General features: G+C 58.5%; 18 protein-coding genes. 15 read left to right on the forward strand and 3 right to left on the reverse strand.

Annotation, left to right across the window (positions count from 1 at the left end; translation table 11 throughout):
- Window positions 1-59 precede the first annotated feature (59 nt).
- The 3 genes from K1W69_RS06780 (at window position 60) to K1W69_RS06790 (ending at window position 5,666) form a co-directional block, all read left to right on the forward strand.
- Window positions 60-1,436 carry a vWA domain-containing protein gene (locus tag K1W69_RS06780; protein WP_220227533.1) on the forward strand — a complete coding sequence of 459 codons (1,377 nt, stop codon included), beginning with the start codon at window positions 60-62 and terminating at the stop codon, window positions 1,434-1,436.
- Between the two features lie 2 nt (window positions 1,437-1,438).
- Window positions 1,439-1,825, forward strand: a complete 387-nt coding sequence (locus tag K1W69_RS06785; RefSeq protein ID WP_370688196.1) for an SH3 domain-containing protein — start codon at window positions 1,439-1,441, stop codon at window positions 1,823-1,825.
- 268 nt (window positions 1,826-2,093) lie between these two features.
- Window positions 2,094-5,666: a hypothetical protein gene (locus tag K1W69_RS06790; protein WP_220227534.1), complete on the forward strand. Its 3,573-nt coding sequence runs from the start codon at window positions 2,094-2,096 to the stop codon at window positions 5,664-5,666.
- 278 nt (window positions 5,667-5,944) lie between these two features.
- On the opposite strand, the gene K1W69_RS06795 is transcribed toward K1W69_RS06790, so the two are convergent.
- Window positions 5,945-8,317, reverse strand: coding sequence for an autotransporter outer membrane beta-barrel domain-containing protein (locus tag K1W69_RS06795; protein ID WP_220227535.1), 2,373 nt, complete (start codon window positions 8,315-8,317; stop codon window positions 5,945-5,947).
- Between the two features lie 208 nt (window positions 8,318-8,525).
- Here K1W69_RS06795 and paaG point away from each other — a divergent pair, with 208 nt between their 5' ends.
- The 11 genes from paaG to K1W69_RS06850 all read left to right on the forward strand — a co-directional run bounded on the left by paaG (window position 8,526) and on the right by K1W69_RS06850 (window position 16,804).
- Window positions 8,526-9,311, forward strand: a complete 786-nt coding sequence (gene paaG, locus K1W69_RS06800) for a 2-(1,2-epoxy-1,2-dihydrophenyl)acetyl-CoA isomerase PaaG (protein WP_220227536.1) — start codon at window positions 8,526-8,528, stop codon at window positions 9,309-9,311.
- A gap of 3 nt (window positions 9,312-9,314) precedes the next feature.
- A complete protein-coding gene (gene paaI, locus K1W69_RS06805) occupies window positions 9,315-9,776 on the forward strand; it encodes a hydroxyphenylacetyl-CoA thioesterase PaaI (RefSeq protein ID WP_220227537.1) in 462 nt (153 codons plus the stop codon).
- Window positions 9,777-9,799: 23 nt separating this feature from the next.
- Window positions 9,800-11,113: a phenylacetate--CoA ligase PaaK gene (gene paaK / locus K1W69_RS06810; protein WP_220227538.1), complete on the forward strand. Its 1,314-nt coding sequence runs from the start codon at window positions 9,800-9,802 to the stop codon at window positions 11,111-11,113.
- 31 nt (window positions 11,114-11,144) lie between these two features.
- A complete protein-coding gene (locus K1W69_RS06815) occupies window positions 11,145-12,047 on the forward strand; it encodes a PaaX family transcriptional regulator (RefSeq protein ID WP_220227539.1) in 903 nt (300 codons plus the stop codon).
- 74 nt (window positions 12,048-12,121) lie between these two features.
- Window positions 12,122-13,117, forward strand: coding sequence for a 1,2-phenylacetyl-CoA epoxidase subunit PaaA (paaA, locus tag K1W69_RS06820; protein WP_220227540.1), 996 nt, complete (start codon window positions 12,122-12,124; stop codon window positions 13,115-13,117).
- Between the two features lie 10 nt (window positions 13,118-13,127).
- Window positions 13,128-13,583 (forward strand): DUF3291 domain-containing protein, encoded by a 456-nt coding sequence (locus K1W69_RS06825; RefSeq protein ID WP_220227541.1) that lies wholly within the window; start codon window positions 13,128-13,130, stop codon window positions 13,581-13,583.
- A gap of 10 nt (window positions 13,584-13,593) precedes the next feature.
- Complete coding sequence (gene paaB, locus K1W69_RS06830) at window positions 13,594-13,878, forward strand: 1,2-phenylacetyl-CoA epoxidase subunit PaaB (protein ID WP_370688197.1); 285 nt, start codon at window positions 13,594-13,596, stop codon at window positions 13,876-13,878.
- The gene (gene paaC / locus K1W69_RS06835; protein WP_220227543.1) at window positions 13,878-14,630 is read left to right on the forward strand and encodes a 1,2-phenylacetyl-CoA epoxidase subunit PaaC; all 753 of its coding nucleotides are present in this window, start codon (window positions 13,878-13,880) and stop codon (window positions 14,628-14,630) included. The genes paaB and paaC overlap by 1 nt, the downstream gene beginning before the upstream one ends.
- A gap of 7 nt (window positions 14,631-14,637) precedes the next feature.
- Entirely contained in the window at window positions 14,638-15,159 is a 522-nt protein-coding gene (gene paaD, locus K1W69_RS06840; RefSeq protein WP_220227544.1) for a 1,2-phenylacetyl-CoA epoxidase subunit PaaD, read from the forward strand.
- Between the two features lie 10 nt (window positions 15,160-15,169).
- A complete protein-coding gene (gene paaE, locus K1W69_RS06845) occupies window positions 15,170-16,255 on the forward strand; it encodes a 1,2-phenylacetyl-CoA epoxidase subunit PaaE (RefSeq protein ID WP_220227545.1) in 1,086 nt (361 codons plus the stop codon).
- Window positions 16,256-16,480: 225 nt separating this feature from the next.
- Complete coding sequence (locus K1W69_RS06850) at window positions 16,481-16,804, forward strand: hypothetical protein (protein ID WP_220227546.1); 324 nt, start codon at window positions 16,481-16,483, stop codon at window positions 16,802-16,804.
- 294 nt (window positions 16,805-17,098) lie between these two features.
- Here K1W69_RS06850 and K1W69_RS06855 read toward each other — a convergent pair whose 3' ends face one another.
- Both K1W69_RS06855 and K1W69_RS06860 read right to left on the reverse strand, forming a co-directional pair.
- Window positions 17,099-17,863 (reverse strand): SDR family oxidoreductase, encoded by a 765-nt coding sequence (locus tag K1W69_RS06855; RefSeq protein WP_220227547.1) that lies wholly within the window; start codon window positions 17,861-17,863, stop codon window positions 17,099-17,101.
- A 47-nt stretch (window positions 17,864-17,910) separates the two neighbouring features.
- The gene (locus tag K1W69_RS06860; RefSeq protein ID WP_220227548.1) at window positions 17,911-18,483 is read right to left on the reverse strand and encodes a carboxymuconolactone decarboxylase family protein; all 573 of its coding nucleotides are present in this window, start codon (window positions 18,481-18,483) and stop codon (window positions 17,911-17,913) included.
- Between the two features lie 13 nt (window positions 18,484-18,496).
- On the opposite strand from K1W69_RS06860, the gene K1W69_RS06865 reads away from it, so the two are divergent.
- Window positions 18,497-19,483: a LysR family transcriptional regulator gene (locus tag K1W69_RS06865; RefSeq protein ID WP_370688198.1), complete on the forward strand. Its 987-nt coding sequence runs from the start codon at window positions 18,497-18,499 to the stop codon at window positions 19,481-19,483.
- Window positions 19,484-19,598: the final 115 nt, after the last annotated feature.

Consider the following 19,598-nt stretch of genomic DNA (forward strand, 5'->3'; position numbering starts at 1 on the left):
AAATCCCCGATTTTTTAGGTTCTCGCCAACCAATCTGGTAACCGGGAGAAACCAACGGCATGAAAGCACTTTTTTCGGCAACGGCGCTTGCGCTGCTTCCTGTCACAGCCCTTGCGGCGCCCTCCGACATCCTTTTCATTCTTGACGGTTCTGGCTCCATGTGGGGACAAATCGACAACGTCGCGAAGATAGAATCAGCAAAGTCGACCATGCTGAAGCTCATGGACGAAGTTCCAGCCGACGCGCGCATTGGATTGATGACCTATGGCACACAGTCGAAGAACAGCTGCCAGGATGTCAGTGTGCTGAATGCGATCGGCAGCGATCGCGGTGCGATCAAAACCAGCATTGGTGCGTTGAGGCCTCTGGGTAAAACGCCGATTGAAAAGTCGTTGGTGGAAGGTATCGCAACACTTGCGGGCAAAGAACCTGCCGATGTCGCCAAATCACTTGTGTTGATTTCCGACGGCATCGAAACCTGCGATGGCGACCCCTGCGCCATCGCCGCCAAGGCCACGGATACCGGCGTGGCCTTGAAGGTCCATGTTGTCGGTTTCAACGTCGATGACGAAGCGCGCAATCAGCTTGAGTGCATCGCGAAGGCGGGCGGTGGCAAATATTTCGATGCGGCCGACACCAACGGCTTTACGAGCGCAATGCAGGCCGTTGTTGAAGTGGCGCAGGCGGAATCCGCTCCCAAGCCCGTCGCCGAGGAACCCGCGGGTCCTGTTGTGACGGAATTTTTCCGCGATGATTTCGATGGTGAAACGCTGGGCGAAGTCTGGCGGGTCGATCATGCGAGTGAAGACAATTTCATCGTCGATGATGGTTTCCTGACGGTACTGTCGACCACATTTGGAGACTTCGCCTCGAGCGAGCCGCAAAACCTCTTCACCTATACGGGCGAATTGCCCAAGGGCGATTGGGATATGGAAATCATCTATACCGGAGAATACACCACCGGTGCTGACCGCCTCACTATGGGGCTTCGCAAGGATCAGCAGAACTATCTGGCAACGGGCTATCTGGGTATTCTCACGGGGACCGGCTGTCAAAAGACAGAAATGCGCCTGACAAAAATGTCCAAGGGTACTGCCGACACACGTAATGTGCCGTTCAGGGGAACGTCGGCGAGGGGTCAGTGCTATCACGGGTTCCCTCTGGAAAATGAGGATTGGGCCGCAGTCACCGCCGACCATCAGAATAAACCGATCAAGCTTACCCTCTCCAAACGTGGTCGGGACTATACGTCAAGTGTGGAGCTTCTCGGCTTCACCGATGCCGATGGAAATCCTTATGTTCGGGAAACGGAAAAATACACGTCACTGCGTGCGCCGGGCGTGCCCGCCTTCAATGTCGATCGGGCCAAGAAAAACTATGTTGAGGGCGAAGTCCTGATGAACATCGATTCTTTCGTCATCAACAAGGTGGAGTAATCGTGAGAAATCTTCGCGCAATAGCACTTGTTGCAGGCCTCTCGGGCCTGCTTCCAACTCCGGCTCTGTCGCAAGCGCTGGATGTGCCGGTGATTGAACATGCGGATGAAGATTTCGACACCTGCGCTTTGGGGCGTGTGACGGGGCTGAAAGCAGATGGTGATCGCTTTCTGGCTGTGCGTTCCGGTCCGGGTTCCGACTACACAAAGCTGGACGAGCTGCACAATGGCGACAAGGTCTGGCTGTTTGACCAGAAGGGCAAATGGATCGGCGTCGTTTACGGCGTGGAAGAGGTTTCCTGTAGCCCGGTTGTGAAAGATCGCCCCGTCCCGCATGAGGGTAAGAAGGGCTGGGTTCATGGAAACTGGATCGAAATTCTGGCGGGCTAGTTCACACGCTGTGCCAGCCGCCAGTGTCGTCACTTTTCTGGCGGGTCCTTGTCCTTCCGTCCTTCGTTGCGGTGAATGGTGTGCATCAAGAATTCGAAGGCCGGGAAATCGGGCTGGTCAACAGTGAGAGTGCTCCCCTCTTCTTGCTTTTGCGTGCAGACAACGCGGCGCTGTCCACACTCCATTCCATTCAAGGCGGTCTGGTCGATACGGAGAACCAGATTTGCGCCCGCACTCTCTTAAATCCCGCCAGTGAGGGGCCTTTAAAATGACGATGACATCCAGATCCGGGTTATTTGCGTTTCTTTCGGCCTTCTTTTTTGCTCTGACAATTTTCTCAGCACCCGTAAAGCCGGCTTTTGGGCAGGACTTCTCGCGCCCCGAGGAGGGGGCGACCTGGAGCATGCGCTATCAGGATGAAGTCAACGACATCACGCATCTGGGCGAAGTGACGTATTCCAGTGGGCGTTATCACTTGACGCTGACGGGTCGCCTTGTTGGTGACAAGCTCGTCCGACTTCCGGAGGGTATGCGTGCGACGATGACGTCGGAAGAGGTTCGGGACCATGAAGAGATTGTCTTCAAAGCACCGAAGGTCGAGTTACGCATGGCCTGGCCTTCGATTTTGGGGCTGGTTGAACTCTATTCCAGAGAGCCTCCTTCATGGGCGCCGGAAAATTCTGGTGTCTACCCTGAGTTTGATGCTGAAGACCTTGCAGGGCTTTTCCCTGACAGTCTCAAGCCGGGTGCGTTTGTCGGTGGTAATGCCGTTGACGGTGAGGCATTTGGAGCGGCAGAAGCGGAAATACAGGGCAATCCGCCAAGCCGCAGGCTGCCATTTTCACAGGCTTTCAGTGGCAAAAAATACAGTTCGCCGGACATGGTTGCTTTGGTTCAAATGATGACGGTTAGGACGGTGCGCCACTCCGAGGAGATTGAAATCACACTGCCCTGGAAAGCTGTCTGGCATGAGGGAATAAACAAGCAACTCGAGAAAACCATTGTCGCCCCGACACCGGCCCGCGTTACGACGATTATCAGTTCGGCCGGATATGAATTTGTTCTGAAGCAACCCTGGAAATCCGATGACAGCGGCGAAATCCTTTGGAACTGGTCAATGAAGATCGACGGGGATGGCACGTTTGAATCGAAAGGCGGCTACAACTCGGACCTCAAACATGTCATCTTTGGTGAAAAGCCTGAGATTTTGGCGAGTTTTGTGGCGGAGGACCAGCTGGCCCGCGCAAATTCGTCATTGCGCCGGGCATTGTTTCCCTATCCTTATGATGACGAAGGCAAGAGAGTAAAAGCGCCCCTCGATACCGAAAACGTCGTCGCGCCGGATCATCGCCATCTCTTCCTTGTCGGTCGTAATCTGACCAGTGATACGTTGGGCGCGACGTCCGATATTGGCAATGAGGATGATGCTCTCACCTATTTTGTAAGCAAAACCCACAGGGGGTCGGAAGGGGCGAAGGCATTTGTTGAATCCAATGCGCCTGACGGGTCCAGGTCAGGGTTAGCGGAAGAAGTTGCCGCAGCGGCTGAGCCGTTGGGCAAAGACGCTGAAATCATAGTGCTGGACGTGAAGCTCTATCAAACTGTGGTCGCCGGCGAAAAGCGGTTCTACTTTCTTGGAGAAGACGTCGATTGGACGCTTGGTTTCGGAGATAACGGTCTCTATCTGCGTTTTGTGCGTGTTGGGCTTTCGCCAAATCTGCAACCGTCGGGGCGAACGATTTCGGTCGGTCGCACCAAAGGGTCCGTGCGCGAGGAAGCGCGTCATTTGATGATGCGAGACCAGATTGTGGTCGAGGCTCAGGTCGAAGGTGAACACCCGCTTCAGCCTTTTGAAATCGCTCTGGTCAGATCCTCCGACGGGCACAAGCAGTTGCAGGAGGGGACCGGGCGTATTCAGCTTGCGCCCGTCGATGGCGAGAAACGGCTTCTTCGTTCGCGGCGTTACGTGGTGGCCGATCGCGAAAAGCTTGACGGGCGCACCTGGGCAGATTTGCCTGAGTCCGATCAAGCCAGTGATGTCTATATTCCGAAGGAAATGGCTTTGGCGTTACGGCCAGAGACGACCATGCGCGCGGTCTTGCTGGATAATCCGATCGATCTGTTTCAGGTGCGCTATGCGGGCGACACGGTTACGATCTCGCATGACGAGAAAGAGGTGCACGGTCGCTTTGTCGATGCATTGAGGCGGTCTTTCGAGTGCAGTAATGAGGAGTTTGCCGAGCGCTACTGGGAAGAGTTGAGCCTGGAGGATGAAAACGAAATTTCCAGAAGATATTATTTCAAGACCAGCACGCTGACGACCAAAATCAACCACGGTGAACATGCGGCCTTACTCATGATACGTGATCTCTTTGTGAAGAAATTGCGCCATGTGCGGGACATGAACACCAGGCTGCGTGGCAACAAACAGGCGCTGCTCGCATATTTCGAGCGTTGGCGCAAGCGCAGTGTGGACCCGGATGCGCCGAAGTCAATCTTGCGGGAGGTTCTGGATGTTCCCAATCTGGATGGGTCCCGCAGTTTTGAATATTGGCTGGACAACGCGGAGGAACTGAAGCTCACGGAGTTGCAGAAAGTCTATGTTGCCTCGGTGTCGATCGAGAAGCAGATCGGTTACATCGAGAAGGCGCTTGATACGGTCGGAGATCCTTTGGATTGCGACAGTCCGGGGCTCGTCTCCTATTTTGCTGGAAGTGCCGAAAATCTGATTAATGAAATTGTGTCGACCCTGATGCGCCGGGAACTCAATGGCAACGGCGTCTGGATTGTGCAGCCGGATCCGGTGGCGCGCGCGCATTTCAATGCACTCAAATCTCTGAAGTTGCAGGCGGACCTGAATGCGCAGATATCGGATCAGGACACCAATATGATCAAGGCTTGCCTGTTTGTTGCAAGCGCCCCCTTCGGTTTTGGCTTGCCCATGGCCGGTGGAGCGCTCGGCATCGAAGCAACCACCGGAACATTGATTTCAGGCATTGCCTTTGCTGCAGAAGCGGGGGATGCGGCCCTCACCGTGGCGGCCAATTTGCAGACGCACTGGCAGGATGACGCCCTTCTGGAATTTGCACGCGGCGCTTCGCCGGTTTTGGGAGAACAGCTTCTGCTGGACGCCGAGGCGGCGCAAAGCTCAAAGGCAATGTTGGCGATCGATACCATGGTTTCGTTGGTTGGTGCGGCAGGCTCTGCACTCGACGTTGCAAAGGATCTTTCAAATGTCGGGGAAGGCGTTTTGGGCGCATCGAAAACGGCGGACGAGCTGGCGTTTCACAGAATTTCCCAGTCCGTGAGTGAAATGGATGCGCCAGCCAGGAAAGACGCGGCCCTGGCAGGCGCCTACTGGGCAGAGGGACTCATCAACGTACCCAACGGTTTTGACCCCGCAGTCGTTTATCAAACACTGCCTTACAGACTAAAGGACATGGAGCCGGCACAAGCACGCGATCTGATTGCCTTCCTTTCGGTCAAGCCTGATGAATTTGGCGACGCGGCAAAAGCTGCATTGCAAAGCCGTTTCATGGAAGCAATGGAAACCTCCAGTTTGCAGATGAAACAGACAATTGGCCAGCTTGAGGCTCAGTCAAAACCTGGATTAGCATCTCGGGCATTGCGCGGAACACAGGCGCTGACAAACCAGGCAATTAACCAGCTTGCGCCCTTGGGAAAAGCAATAGATGAAAGCGGCGCAGCCGTGCTCCATGACTTGCCGGCCCTTGAATATGAAGTCATTGACAATGTGGATGGTTTGCCGTCACCGGAAGAGTTTCTGAATGCGCTTCCAAATTCACTGAATGCTGGACCTGAAAATCTGGAGGGCAACTGATCGGCGATGGTCATCCGATCGGGCGTAATCGCTGATGTCCAGGTCTTGTTCTTGTGACCGGGTTGCAAGTCAATTCTGAAGGGCGGTTGGCAGGGATGACCGAAGCCGGATGATCCCGTATATCGCCGATCAATTCCCTTCATACTCGTGCAATCGGATTTTTCACACCGGGATACAGGTGTCTGTTGCCGGTGGTTGTGCGGCTCGTACAAAAACAAACGGCCGGAGTTCAATCCAGCCGCTGATGTCAAATCGATTTGCCCGTTTGGACCGGAGCGTCACTTCACGGGAAACGGGATCCTCAGATTGAGCGTGCCTCCGTAAGACGTGGAGTCCGAGTTGTAGGCTGCGGTGAAGCGGCCGGTGAGGCTGGCTTTTCCATCGAAATCGATCGCAAGTTCCGCTCCCCCGGTAAAGAACGTTCCGTCGATGTCGTTCGGCGCCGTGAAACTCGTTGAGAAACCGATCGCCGTCAGGCTGAAAGGATCGTCGCTGAAACCAGCGAATGTCACGCCGGCAAATGGCTTGAAGCGGATCGTGTTGCCTCCTGACTGCATTTCGAAGGGCAGGCCGGCTTCCAGCGTTCCGAAATAGTAGGCCGAATCCCGCGCGCCGATCGTCGCGCCGTCGAATCCGGACACCCGGTAGCTGTCGGCCCAGTTCCAGAGCGCGCCTGCCTGACCAAGCAGTTCCAGGCCGACATAGCCGCCCATTTCGGCTGCCGGTATTTCGTAGGCGAAGCCGCCGGTCGTCGCCAGGAACGAGCCGTCTCCCGAGCCGCTGCCGGTGCGGTAGTCGGGGCTCGACAGGCTGGTCTGCGTGACGCCGCCCAGAATAGCTGCATTCAGCGTGAACCGGCTGTTCGGGAAGTAGAAGGCGCGAACGCCGCCAAAGCCGGAGGTAAGGTCCGTGTCGTGTTCTCCGTCGTCAATGCTCGCGGAATAGGATGCGCCGCCGCCGAACAGGCCGATGCTCCACATGGCGTTGACGGCGTGATCGTACCCGCCGACGCCGCCTCCGCCGGAAGTGTCGTAGCCGCTGTAGATGGTGGATGATCCGAAATCCGCTGCGCTGCCGAACCCGGTCAGCCAGAAGCCGCTTTCTCCGGCTTCAGGCCGGTCGTGATAGAGCGTGTCGGTCATGTCGAAGAAGAATGAGCGCATCAGCGCATCGCCGCTCTGGAAGGGCGCGGGATCAATCGTCGCAATTTGCGTTGACGTCACGATCGCCGCAAAACCGTTGAGATCGACGATTTCCGGCGCGGAGACGAAGTTGACAAGCGACGCGACGGGGCTGTCGATGCTGAAACTGTCCGTGCCGTCGCCAAGGTCGACGAGACCGACGATCCGCGAACCGGTCCCGATCTGCAGCGCATCGTCACCGTCTCCGAGATTGATTGCCACGCCGCCGAACCCTTCGAGATAACCGTAATTGTAGATGGTTTGCGACTTTGTGTTCAGGGGATCGGTATTGACCGCATGGTAGCCGATAATGCTGCCGGTATTGGTGATGTATGACGCCGCCGCGCCGTCTTCATCGAAATCGATGCCGTCCTGTGAATCGGCGCCGCCATTCTCGACCTCAATCAGGCCGGTGTTCAGCACCACGCCGTCGTCGAGGTCTATCCCGTCCTGAGGATCGCCGGCGTTGTAGGGAATGTAGATCGAGCCGTTGTTTTCGATCCAGGAATTGGTTGCCGTGTGGATGCCGTCGTCAAGCGCGGTGATCGATCCGTTGTTGATGACCACGGCGCCGTCCGCATCGAGGTTTATCCCTTCGTCCGTGGCGTAGATCGCGCCGTTGTTGATCGCTGTGCTGTACAGGTCCGCCTGAATGCCGTCGTCGGAGGCGGTGAGCGTCCCGTCATTCTCGATATATGCGCCGTCCCCGGCCTTTATTCCGTCGCCGTCATAGGCGGTCACATCGCCCGAATTGTAGACCTCACCGTTTTCCTCGACCTGAATGCCGTCGGAGTACCCGATCGCAGCGCCCTCGTTCATGATATAGGCGCCGTTTTCGGCTTTCAGGGCGTCGCCGTCGTAGGCGGTTACTGTTCCCGTATTGACGATCTCGCCGTCGTTCTCCACCTGTATTCCGTCATCGGAACCGGTGGCTGTTCCTTCATTGAGGATATAGGCGCCGTCGGCGGCCTTCAGGGCGTCGCCGTCATTCGCGGTTACGGTTCCTTCGTTATAGATCTCTCCGTCTTCTTCGATCTGGACGCCGTCATCCGCTCCGATAACTTCACCGGTTTCACTGTTGAGGACATACGCGTCGTCGTCGACATTGACGCCGTTTCCGTCGCCATCGATGAGCCCGTTGTTCGTTATGCTGGCTTCGTCGCCGCCCTGGACGCCATGCTCGCCGCCGCCCGACAATATCGTTCCGTCATTGGTAAGCGTTCCGTTGTCGCCGAACCGGAAACCGCGATCGCCGCCGCCGTCCACGACGGCGCCTTCTTCGACGATAACCGTCACGTCCTCGACATTTTCGTCAACGAAGCCGGTGCTTGGACCGGTGCAGATCACTGTTTGGCCGTCGGTCGGCGAGGCGGGGTCGCAATCCGCCCGCGCGGCGGATACGGAAATGACGCTCAAAGAGGCGCCGCACAGAAGTTGCGCCGCAATAGACGCCAAGGATCTCGATTTCATGTATTCCCCCGACTGGATATATGATGATCTGCTGGAACCAGCTGAACTGTTGTAGGGTGGCTGCATGACAGTTATGCGACAGTTTGATGATCGCGGATTGTCGCACGCCGCGGCGGTTCTTTTGGAACGAAGTCGGGATAAAAAAGATTCATTGACCGGTCGGTCGGTTTAAGTGCTATTATCAACGGAGCGCAGGGAGGAGACGCCAATGAGCGACGATTCAGTCAGGGTCGACAAGCAGGACGGGTATGTCGTGATAACACTCGACAGGCCGGACAAGCTCAACGCCTTCAATGAAGCCCAGCATGTCAGCCTGAAAGCGGCGCTCGTCGAGGCGGAAGAGGATCCTGCGTGCCGCGCAATCCTGCTCACAGGCGCGGGCCGCGGTTTTTGCGCGGGGCAGGATCTGTCCGAGCGTGATCCCTCTCAGGGAGAGATCGACCTCGGTCTCACCATCGACACCTGGTACAACCCTCTCGTTCGCAGGATCCGGTCGATCGGAAAGCCTGTGATCTGCGCCGTGAACGGCGTGGCGGCCGGAGCAGGGGCCAATGTTGCGCTCGCCTGCGATATCGTGCTCGCCGCCCGATCAGCGAAATTCATTCAGGCGTTTTCACGCATTGGTCTCGTGCCGGACAGCGGCGGAACATGGACCGTGCCGAACCTCATTGGCGAAGCGCGCGCCAAGGCGATCATGTTTACCGGCGAGCCGGTGACAGCCGAGCAGGCTGCCGAATGGGGCATGATCTGGCAGGTCGTGGACGACGACGACCTCATGGCTCAGGCGGCCGGTCTCGCAGCCAGTGTCGCAAAAGGCCCCACGCGGAGCCTTGGCCTCATGAAGGGTCTGATCCAGCAAGCCGGAGACAATACGCTCGACGAGCAGCTTGATCTTGAGCGCGATACGCAAAGGGAAGTTGGCAAAGGAACGGATTATGCCGAAGGCGTGCGCGCCTTCATCGAGAAGCGTCCGGCGAAGTTTACGGGGCGATAGACCATGTCGAACGATAGCGCGCAGAAACTGGCTTCGGCGGAGGACCTTGCGAAAGCCAGCGCCGAGGCGATGTGGCGCGAGGATCGCGCCTCGCAGCATATGGGCATGGAGATCATTGATATTGGCCCGGGTCGCGCGACTTTGCGCATGCCGGTGCAGGACCACATGGTCAACGGGCTGGATATCTGCCACGGCGGTTTCGTCTTTACTCTGGCGGACAGCACCTTCGCTTTCGCCTGCAACAGCTATAATCAGCACACGGTCGCCCAGCACTGCGCCGTGTCGTTCCTGCAGCCTGCGCGGCGCGGCGAGATGCTGACCGCGGTTGCGAGCGAGGTGCACAGGACGACGCGCAGCGGTATTTACGACATCCGGGTGACCAGGGACGACGGGACGGTTGTGGCCGAATTCCGCGGCCACAGCCGCACCATCAAGGGAACGCACGTGCCGGTGGCGGCCGAGTAGCAGACCGATCGGCGGAGGAGACAATGCAGACACACACGACGGGCGGATACAGCCCTGGCCTTGATGCGATCGAAACGGCGTCGAGGGACGAGATTTCGGCCCTTCAGCTGAAGCGCATGCGCGACACCTTGCATCGCGCCTACGAGCATTCGCCATTCTATCGCAAAAACTTCGACGCGCACGGCGTCCATCCGGACGATCTCAAGTCGCTTGAGGATCTCTCGAAGTTTCCCTTCACGGTGAAGCAGGACCTGAGGGACAATTATCCATTCGGCATGTTCGCTGTGCCGCGGGAGAAACTTGCGCGTCTGCACGCTTCCTCGGGCACCACCGGCAAGCCGACCGTGGTCGGCTACACGCTGGGCGACATCGACATGTGGGCGCAGATGGTCGCCCGGTCGATCTACGCCAGCGGCGGGCGGCCCGGCGACCTCGTGCATGTCTCCTACGGATATGGCCTGTTCACCGGCGGGCTCGGCGCCCATTACGGCGCCGAAAAGCTCGGCTGCACGGTCGTGCCGATATCCGGCGGCATGACCGAACGGCAGGTCATGCTGATCGACGACTTCAAGCCGCGCGTCATCATGGTCACGCCGTCCTATATGCTGTCCATCCTCGACGAGTTCCGCAATCAGGGTCTCGACCCGCGGGAGAGTTCGCTCAAGGTCGGCATATTCGGCGCCGAACCATGGACCAATTCCATGCGCGAAGAGATCGAAACGGCTTTCGACATGGACGCCGTCGACATTTACGGCTTGTCCGAAATCATCGGGCCAGGCGTTGCCAATGAATGCGTCGAGACCAAGGACGGCCTGCATATATGGGAAGATCATTTCTATCCGGAGGTCATCGACCCGGAAACGGGCAAGGTTCTGCCGGATGGCGAAATGGGGGAGCTGGTGTTCACGTCGCTCACCAAGGAGGCCTTCCCGATCATCCGCTATCGCACCCGTGATCTCACCCGCCTGCTGCCGGGCACCGCCCGGTCCATGCGCAGAATGGAGAAGGTGACGGGTCGATCCGACGACATGATGATCATCCGCGGCGTCAATGTGTTCCCGACCCAGATCGAGGAGCAGATCCTCAAATGCCGGATCCTTGCGCCGCACTACCAGATCGAGCTTACGCGCGAAGGGCGCATGGACCGCATGGCCATCAAGGTCGAGGCGAGCGGGTCCGGCCTTGGCGACGAAGACCGCAAGCAAGGCGCCAACGAGCTGCGCCACCACGTCAAGAGCGTCGTCGGCGTAACGGTCGAGGTCGAGGTGCTTGATCCGGGCGGCGTGGAGAGATCCGCCGGCAAGGCGCGGCGGGTCGTGGATTTGCGCAGCGCTTGATCGATCGGCCCTTCGCGGCGATAAGTGCGGCATGAGCGAAACCGCGCACAGCCACGTCGAACGATTGATCGACGCCTTTCACGGGCAGGAGCGTATCCGCGTCTGGTCGCTGGTCATCACGATCTTCGGAGACGCCGTCAATCCGCGCGGCGGCGAACTCTGGCTCGGGTCCCTCCAGGAATTGATGTCCCGACTGCGCGTCGAACCGAGCGCCTTGCGCGCCGCCATGTCGCGATTGACTTCCGACGGCTGGCTGCTTCGCATCCGCGAGGGACGCAACAGCTACTACCGTCTGGCCGAAGCCGGGCAGACCGAATTCGCCGAGGCGACGACCCGGATCTATGCGCCGGCTCCCGTGTCCTGGGACGGTCAGTGGACAATCATTCTGTCGAATGGCCCAAACGACCGGAAGCGCGAGGCGCGCCGCTCGGCGTTGCAGTCCGCCGGTTTCGGCGCCTTGTCGCGTGGTCTGTTCCTGCGTCCCTCGGACGGCGCGGAATCCATCGCGGCGCAACCGGACGAGTTCATCTTCTCGGCGCATCTTCGCGGCGAATCCAATGTCGGCGCATTGATCGAAAAGGCCTGGTCGGATGTCGGCGCACAGCGCTCCTACGCGTCCTTCACGCAAGATTTTCGCCCGCTCGACGAGGCGCTTCGCGCGAAGAATGATCTCGATCCGCTGTCATCCATGGCGGCCCGGACGCTGTTGATCCATGCGTTCCGCCGCGCCGCCTTGCGCGATCCCAACCTGCCGCCGAAACTGACGCCGGACGCCTGGAAGGCGGACGAAGCGCGCCGGATAGCGTCGTCAATCTACAGCGCCATCGCCGAAGCAAGCGAACGCTGGCTCGACGAATGCAAACGATCCGGTGACCGGACGCTCGAAACGCCTGCAATCGATATCAGTCGCAGATTTCGCGCCCCATCAACGTAATTCGTTACGAAAATAACATTGAATTATTCTATTTCGTAACATATAATGGTTGCGAGGATGAGGAGCACGCTTCCATGTATTCGCAGGGATTGATTGGCGCCGACGGCCGTACCGACGAAGACGAAGCCTTTCTGGCGGCGTTTCAGGAGCGCATCGACGCCGAAATGAAGATCGAACCGAACGACCCGATGCCGGAAGGGTATCGCAAGACGCTGGTTCGCCAGATTTCACAGCACGCACATTCCGAAGTCATCGGCATGCAGCCGGAAGGCAACTGGATCACACGCGCGCCGACACTGCGTCGCAAGGCGGCGTTGCTCGCCAAGGTGCAGGACGAGGGCGGTCACGGTCTCTATCTCTATTCGGCTGCCGAGACGCTCGGCGTCAGCCGCGAGGAAATGACCGATCAGCTCCTGTCCGGCGCCGCCAAATACTCCTCCATCTTCAACTATCCGACTTTGACCTGGGGCGATATCGGCGCAATCGGCTGGCTGGTCGACGGCGCCGCCATCATGAACCAGATTCCCCTGTGCCGGTGCTCCTTCGGCCCCTATGCGCGGGCCATGATCCGTGTCTGCAAGGAGGAAAGCTTCCACCAGCGTCAGGGCTACGAGATCATGATGACGCTTGCTCGCGGCTCGGACGAACAGAAGGCCATGGCCCAGGACGCGCTCGATCGCTACTGGTGGCCTTCGCTCATGATGTTCGGACCGTCCGAAGGAAGTTCGGTTCATTCCAGCCAGTCCATGGCCTGGAAGATCAAGCGGTTCACCAATGACGAACTGCGCGACAAATTCATCAACGCTACTGTGCCGCAAGCCGAGTATCTCGGCCTGACGGTGCCGGATCCCGACCTCAAGTGGAACGAGGAACGGCAGAGCTATGATCACGGCGAGATCGACTGGGACGAGTTCTGGCGAGTCGTGAAGGGCGACGGGCCCTGCAATCGCGAAAGGCTTCGCAATCGCACCCGCGTCCACGAGGAAGGCGCGTGGGTGCGCGAGGCCGCGCTTGCGCACGCCGAAAAACGCCGGGAGCGGGCCGAAGCCGCAAAGATCGCCGCAGAATAGGAGTGCGATCATGCATCTGGCCGAGCTGAATATCGGCAGAACCCGATACGATCTGGACGATCCGCGCATGGCGGATTTCGTCAACAGACTTGATGTCGTCAATGCGCTCGCGGAACGCAGCAAGGGGTTCGTCTGGCGCCTGACCGACGAAGCGGGCGAAACCGTTGCGCTGGAAGACGATCCGCATGTGATCGTCAACCTTTCCGTCTGGGAAACGGCGGAGGACCTTGAACACTTCGTCTGGAACACGGTGCATCGCAAGGTCTATGGCCGCCGTGGCGAGTGGTTCGAGACCATGGGCAAGGCCCACTTCGTGATGTGGCGTATCGAGGAAGGCTGCGTGCCAACGGTCGCAGAGGCAATGGCCCGTCTTGAGCATCTGCGACAACACGGCCCGAGCGATCATGCCTTCGGATGGGAAGGCCTGCCCAATCTCAAGACCTGGTTTGAAAAACGCTGCGCATAGGACAATGACAATGACCGAAACGACGCCGCTTTGGGAAGTCTTCATAAGGGCGAGGAACGGCCTCAACCATAAACACGCCGGTTCGCTGCACGCAGCCGACGCGGAACTGGCGCTGCAAGCCGCCCGCGACGTTTATACCCGTCGGGGCGAGGGCCAGAGCATCTGGGTCGTGCGCTCCAGCGACATCGTCGCTTCCGACCCTCAGGACAAGGACATGATGTTCGAGCCGACGGCGACGAAGATCTATCGGCATCCGACCTTCTATGAAATTCCCGACGAAGTGGGCAACATGTGATGTCTGACGACCTGTTCCGGTATGTGCTGAGACTTGCCGACGATCACCTGATCCTCGGCCAGCGGTTGGGCGAATGGTGCGGCAAGGCGCCCAGCCTTGAGGAAGATCTGGCGCTCGCCAATATCGGCCTTGATTGTCTCGGTCAGGCGAGGGCGCTTTTCACCTATGCAGGAAAGGTCGAAGGCAAGGGCCGCGACGAGGACGACCTGGCCTTTCTGCGTCCGGAACGCGAATACTGCAACGCGCTTCTGGTGGAGCAACCCAACCGGGATTTTGCCTGGGCGATCGCCCGTCAGTTCTATTTTTCCGCATTCATGCTGCCGTTCTGGCGCGCTATGGGGAAATCGACCGACGACGATCTGCGCGCCATTGCGGCCAAGGCCGAAAAGGAAGTGGCCTACCATCTGCGCCATTCCGCTGAATGGGTCATTCGTTTGGGCGACGGCACGGAAGAGAGCCGCCGGCGCATGATCGCGGCGCTGGAAGAACTCTTCATCTACACTGGCGAACTCTTTGAAATGGACGATGTCGCCCTCGCCATGGTCTCCGAAGGCGTCGCCGTCGATGCATCTGAATTGCGCGACGAATGGCGGCGCACGGTCGATGGCGTTCTTTCCGAAGCGCATCTGACGGCGCCAGAGGCCGCCTACGACCAGACAGGCGGTCGGGAAGGGCGTCACACGGAACATCTCGGGCATCTCCTGAGCGAACTGCAATACATGCAGCGCGCCTATCCCGGGCTGGAATGGTGAGGATGCCATGGGCGTTGTCGTCTCAGATGCGCTGAACCCGTCAAATGTCCGCGCCCGTCGAGCCTGGGACATCGCGGCGGCGGTGCCTGATCCGGAAATTCCGGTTGTCACCCTGGCCGATCTCGGGATCCTGCGCAGCGTCGAATGTGACGACAACGGCGCCGTCATAGCCAAGGTCACGCCGACCTATTCGGGATGTCCCGCCACGCAGCTGATCGAACAGATGGTTCTGGAGGCGCTGAAGAGAGACGGGTTCGAAAATGTTCGGGTCGAGAGTGTCATGAGCCCCGCCTGGACCACCGACTGGATCACATCGGAAGGCCGCGAAAAGCTGCGCGAGTTCGGCATCGCGCCTCCCGTCAAGGCTTCCAATTCCATACGCGCCCTGTTCGGGGAAACCGCGGTCAATTGCCCCCTGTGCGGTTCGGAAGACACAGAGCGCATCAGCGAATTCGGTTCGACGCCGTGCAAGGCGCTCTACCGGTGCCGAACGTGCCTTGAGCCGTTCGACTATTTCAAATGCCTTTGAGGATCAGGCGATGGCGCAATTTTACCCGTTGAAGATCAAGCATATCGTTCGTGAAACGCCGGACTCCGTTTCCGTCAGTTTTGACGTGCCGGAGGAGGCAAGGGAGCGGTTTGTGTTCGTGCCTGGACAATATCTCACGCTCCGCGCCAGGATTGCGGATGAGGATCTACGCAGAACCTATTCTATTTGCAGCGGAATCGACGACGGTGATCTGCGCGTGGCCATCAAGCGCGTGGATGGCGGGGTGTTCTCCGGTTTCGCCAATGACAATCTCGAAGTGGGCATGGAAATCGATGTGATGCCCCCGCTGGGGCGCTTCACGAATGCGGCTGATCCGGCCGCCCGCAATGACTATGTGGCCTTCGCCGCGGGATCCGGCGTCACGCCCGTGCTTTCGATCGTCAAGTCGGTGCTTGCCCGTGAGCCTTCCAGCACCTTCACGCTGTTCTATGGCAATCGCGATCGCAATTCGGTGATCTTCCGCGAGGAGCTGGAGGATCTGAAAGACCGGTTTATCGACCGCTTCACCCTGGTGCATGTTCTGAGCCGGGAGGCGCAGGACGTCGATATTCTGCACGGTCGCATCGATGCGGACCGTATTCGAAAATTCGCGGAGAACAAGCTGTTCGATCCGCGGTCAGCCACCAAAGTCTTTCTGTGCGGTCCTGGCGACATGATCGACGACGCGCGGCGGGTGCTGGAAGATCTGGGCGTGGAGCCGGATCGCATCCGGTTCGAGCTGTTCACGCCGGCTGATGGAGGCGCTGCATCGAAAAAGAGCGCTGTACCTCCGCCGTCTGCGGCGCACAGCAAGGGCGTGTCGGTTGAAGCCGTCCTGGACGGCGTAAGGGCAACGTTTACGATGGAGGGCGCCGACGGCAATGTCATTGACGCGGCTCATCGACAGGGGATTGAGCTACCCTATTCCTGCAAGGGCGGCATGTGCTGCACCTGCCGTTGCAAGCTGGTAGAAGGCGAGGTCGAGATGGCCGAAAACTATTCCCTGGAGCCGTGGGAGCTCGACGCCGGCTACATCCTGTCCTGTCAGGCGCGTCCGTTGACGGAAAAGGTTGTGCTTGATTTCGACGAGGTGTGAATCGTCAGGCCTTTTGTGCAATCAATAGAGGAAAATTTTTTTCATTCAGCCTATGGCTGAATTAGTCTCCGCGGTGGTCATAAACCCAGTGGAGTCCACGCAGATATGTTTTTCAAAAATTTGTTTGCCGCATCCGCGATACTTCTGATTTCCGTTCCCCTTGCCCGGGCGCAGACCCCGCAATCCTGTGAGCCTTTTACCGTTGTCGGTCACGCCAAACGGACCATGACATTTATCGATCTCGGCGAACCCGGGACAGATCCGGGCGACGAGCGCGTCGTCAAACGTGTCATCTACGATGAAAATAACATGGAGATCGGCGTCCTTACATGGGTGGTGAAAACAATCACAAACCCGACTAAAGGCGAAGCCGGCGTCGTTCATTTTTCCGAACATTTCGAGTTTCCTGATGGCAGTGTCACTTACCTCGGCATCCTGCGCACCAACTACCATGCCCACGAAACACAAGCTGCTTCGTTCGATAAAACCCACGAGAACGCGATTCTCGAAGGGACCGGCATATTCACCGCAGCAGAGGGAACGATCTAATCCAGGCCTGAGGCCGCTCCTAAGCGAATTCTCTACACCAAGGAAATCCATTGCGACTGACCGATCGGCGGAAGATATTCATTCGGGGATCCTATTGGGCGCGGCCAGTCGAAGTATGCGACTGCCTATGCAAACGGCAATCCAGACACGGTCTTTCTGGCGGTTTCTCCCTCGAATACATGAAACTTGCGGCTCAAAATTCGTTTAACGATCCAGCGCTGCGAATTGGTGGGGTTTTCGGCCTCAGGGAGGCGTTTGCCGGCTCCCCGGCACACATCCATTTCAATCCCAAACTTATTCAATGGACAATCCGGCCAACTGCCGCCCTTCTTCAGTCTTCAGCGAAAAATCCGCCCCGAGGTAGCCATCCGCAGCCGCGGTCGTAAGCCATTCTATCGCCCGCGCTACCCATTCCGCCGGTATGTGCGCCGACCAGTCCAACTGGCTGACAGGGTTGATCCCGGAGGCGCGGATTTGTTCCTGCATCCGCGTTGCGACTGTACCGGGACTCAAGCCGATCACGCGGACGCCCTGATTGCGGTACTCCTTGTCGGCTACCCTGGTCAGTGACAGCACGGCCGCCTTCGTAGCGCAGTAATGGCTCCATCCCTCCAGAGCCGAGGTCGCCGCGCCGGAGGAGATGTTCACGATCGTCCCCCCGCCGTGCGAGACCATTGCAGGTATCGCGTAGCGCAAACCGTGATAGACGCCCTTGAGGTTTACGTCGACAACCCGGCCCCAAGCCTCGGGATCGCTGTCGCCCATTCGAACAATCGGATCGATAATGCCTGCGTTGTTTAATAGCAGGTTGATTTGTCCGGCTTCTTCCACGGTCGCGTCGATCAACGATTTCACCTGCGCTGCATCGGCCACATCCGTCCGCCACGCACAGACGGACAAGCCTTGTCCATTCAGGTCTGTCGCTATGGAATTGATCCGGGTCGCATCCCTTGCAGCCAGAACGACATGGGCGCCCAGGGCCGCGAAGTGGCGGGCGGTTGCTTCGCCGATGCCTCGGCTGGCTCCGGTAACAACAACGGTCTTGTCTTTGAATGTCATTTATACGCTCCAATCAAGGCCGGGGCTAGCGACCCCGGGCATGGTGGTCATTCAGCTGCGGTTGCCATCGAGCGGCTCCAGGCGAGCGCCGGGTCGGACATGAACTCCTCATCCGGGACGCCAGCCAGCGCTGCGGTGTAATTCGACAGGACCTTCGTCGCGATGATAGTCACAACGTCGAGCACGTTGGCTTTCGTGAAACCGGCTGCGAGAAAGCCGGGAACTGCCTCTGCAGCTTCGCCTCGCTCGATTGCGACACTGCGGGTGAATGTCCACAACGCACCAAGACGTCTGTCCTCTGGCGCTTTGCCGGCCCGCAGATTGGCAATCGTAGCCTCGTCCACGCCAGCCTGCGCCGACAGGAATGTATGGCCCATGGTGCAGTAGCCGCAGCCATGGAGAACGTTAACCGCCTGAAAGGCGACCTGTTGTTCAATCGGGTTCAGAGATGATTCTGCAATTTTCTCGAACAGGGTTTCATAACCGATAAGGGCGGCCGGACTTTCAGCCATCGTCGCATGCATCTTGGGGGTAAAGCCCCATACTTTCGCGACGGCGGCGAGAGTATCGCGAGATCCGTCCGGGGCGGTCTCCGGTGTGTGCAGTTGGAAATCCGGCATCTAGGCCTCCTTCGTGAAGATTTCTGATGTGGACAGGTTTATTCATGATGTAACTTCCGATAAATTACGTTCTGCACCACACACTATTGCGATATCCGCACGAATGAATTTCAACGATCTGACTCTGATTCAGGACATTGTCCGGCTTGGCAGTTTTGCCGCAGTTGCCCGTCAGCGCGGCGTAGACCCTTCCTCGATCGGGCGGGTTGTCGCGGGGATCGAAACAGAGCTTGCGGTGCGCCTGTTCTCCCGCACGACGCGGCGCATGGAATTGACTGAGGCAGGGGCTCTGTACCTCGCTCGGATCGCCCCGTTGACCGACGAACTCGAACGCGCCAGAGAGGAAGCCCGCGCCATACAGTCGGAACCGCGTGGCACTTTGCGCCTTTCCGCATCTGCCACCTTTGGGCAGCACTTCATTGTTCCTCGCCTGGCCGGATTCTGCGCCGCATATCCGGAGGTCGCCATTGAGGGCTTGTTTTCTGACACAATCGTCGACCTTGTAGCGGACCGTATCGATCTGGCCATCCGTCTGGCCCCGGAGGTCGAAGGCGACTACGTGGTGAGCAAGTTGATGGACACGCGCTACCGCGTCGTGGCCTCAACGGAATATCTGGCGAAAGCGCCGCCCCTCTTGCGGCCCGAAGACATCGCAAGCCACAGAGCAATCCTGTTTCCCTTCCGTGATTTTCGTTCCCGTTGGCTGTTTCGGGATGCCCGGAACAACGTGATTGACCAGCCCGTCGCGGGCGACATTGTCCTGTCGCCAGCCGGGGCGATCCGCGACGCGGCCTTGGCGGGACTTGGCCCAGCGCTGCTCCCAGACTGGCTGATCCGGGGCGACCTTGAGCGTGGCCTGCTATCCACTTGCATCACCGGTTGGGAGGTCACAGCCACGACATTCCAGACGGCCGCTTGGCTTGTCTACCCGAGCCGAAGTTTCGTCCCGGGCAAGGTCCGGGCGATGATAGATTACCTAAAGGGCGCGCGAAGTGATTGAGCGCTGACCTGTCATTGCTACAGAGTTTGCGGTCAGCCACATGTGATCGCCTTTGCAAACGGCCAACCAGACAAGGTCTTCTTTGGTGGATATTCCATCGATTAGAAATTCGAAG

The sequence above is a fragment of the Flavimaribacter sediminis genome (genome assembly GCF_019492055.1).
GTDB classification, from domain to species: Bacteria; Pseudomonadota; Alphaproteobacteria; order Rhizobiales; family Rhizobiaceae; genus Flavimaribacter; species Flavimaribacter sediminis.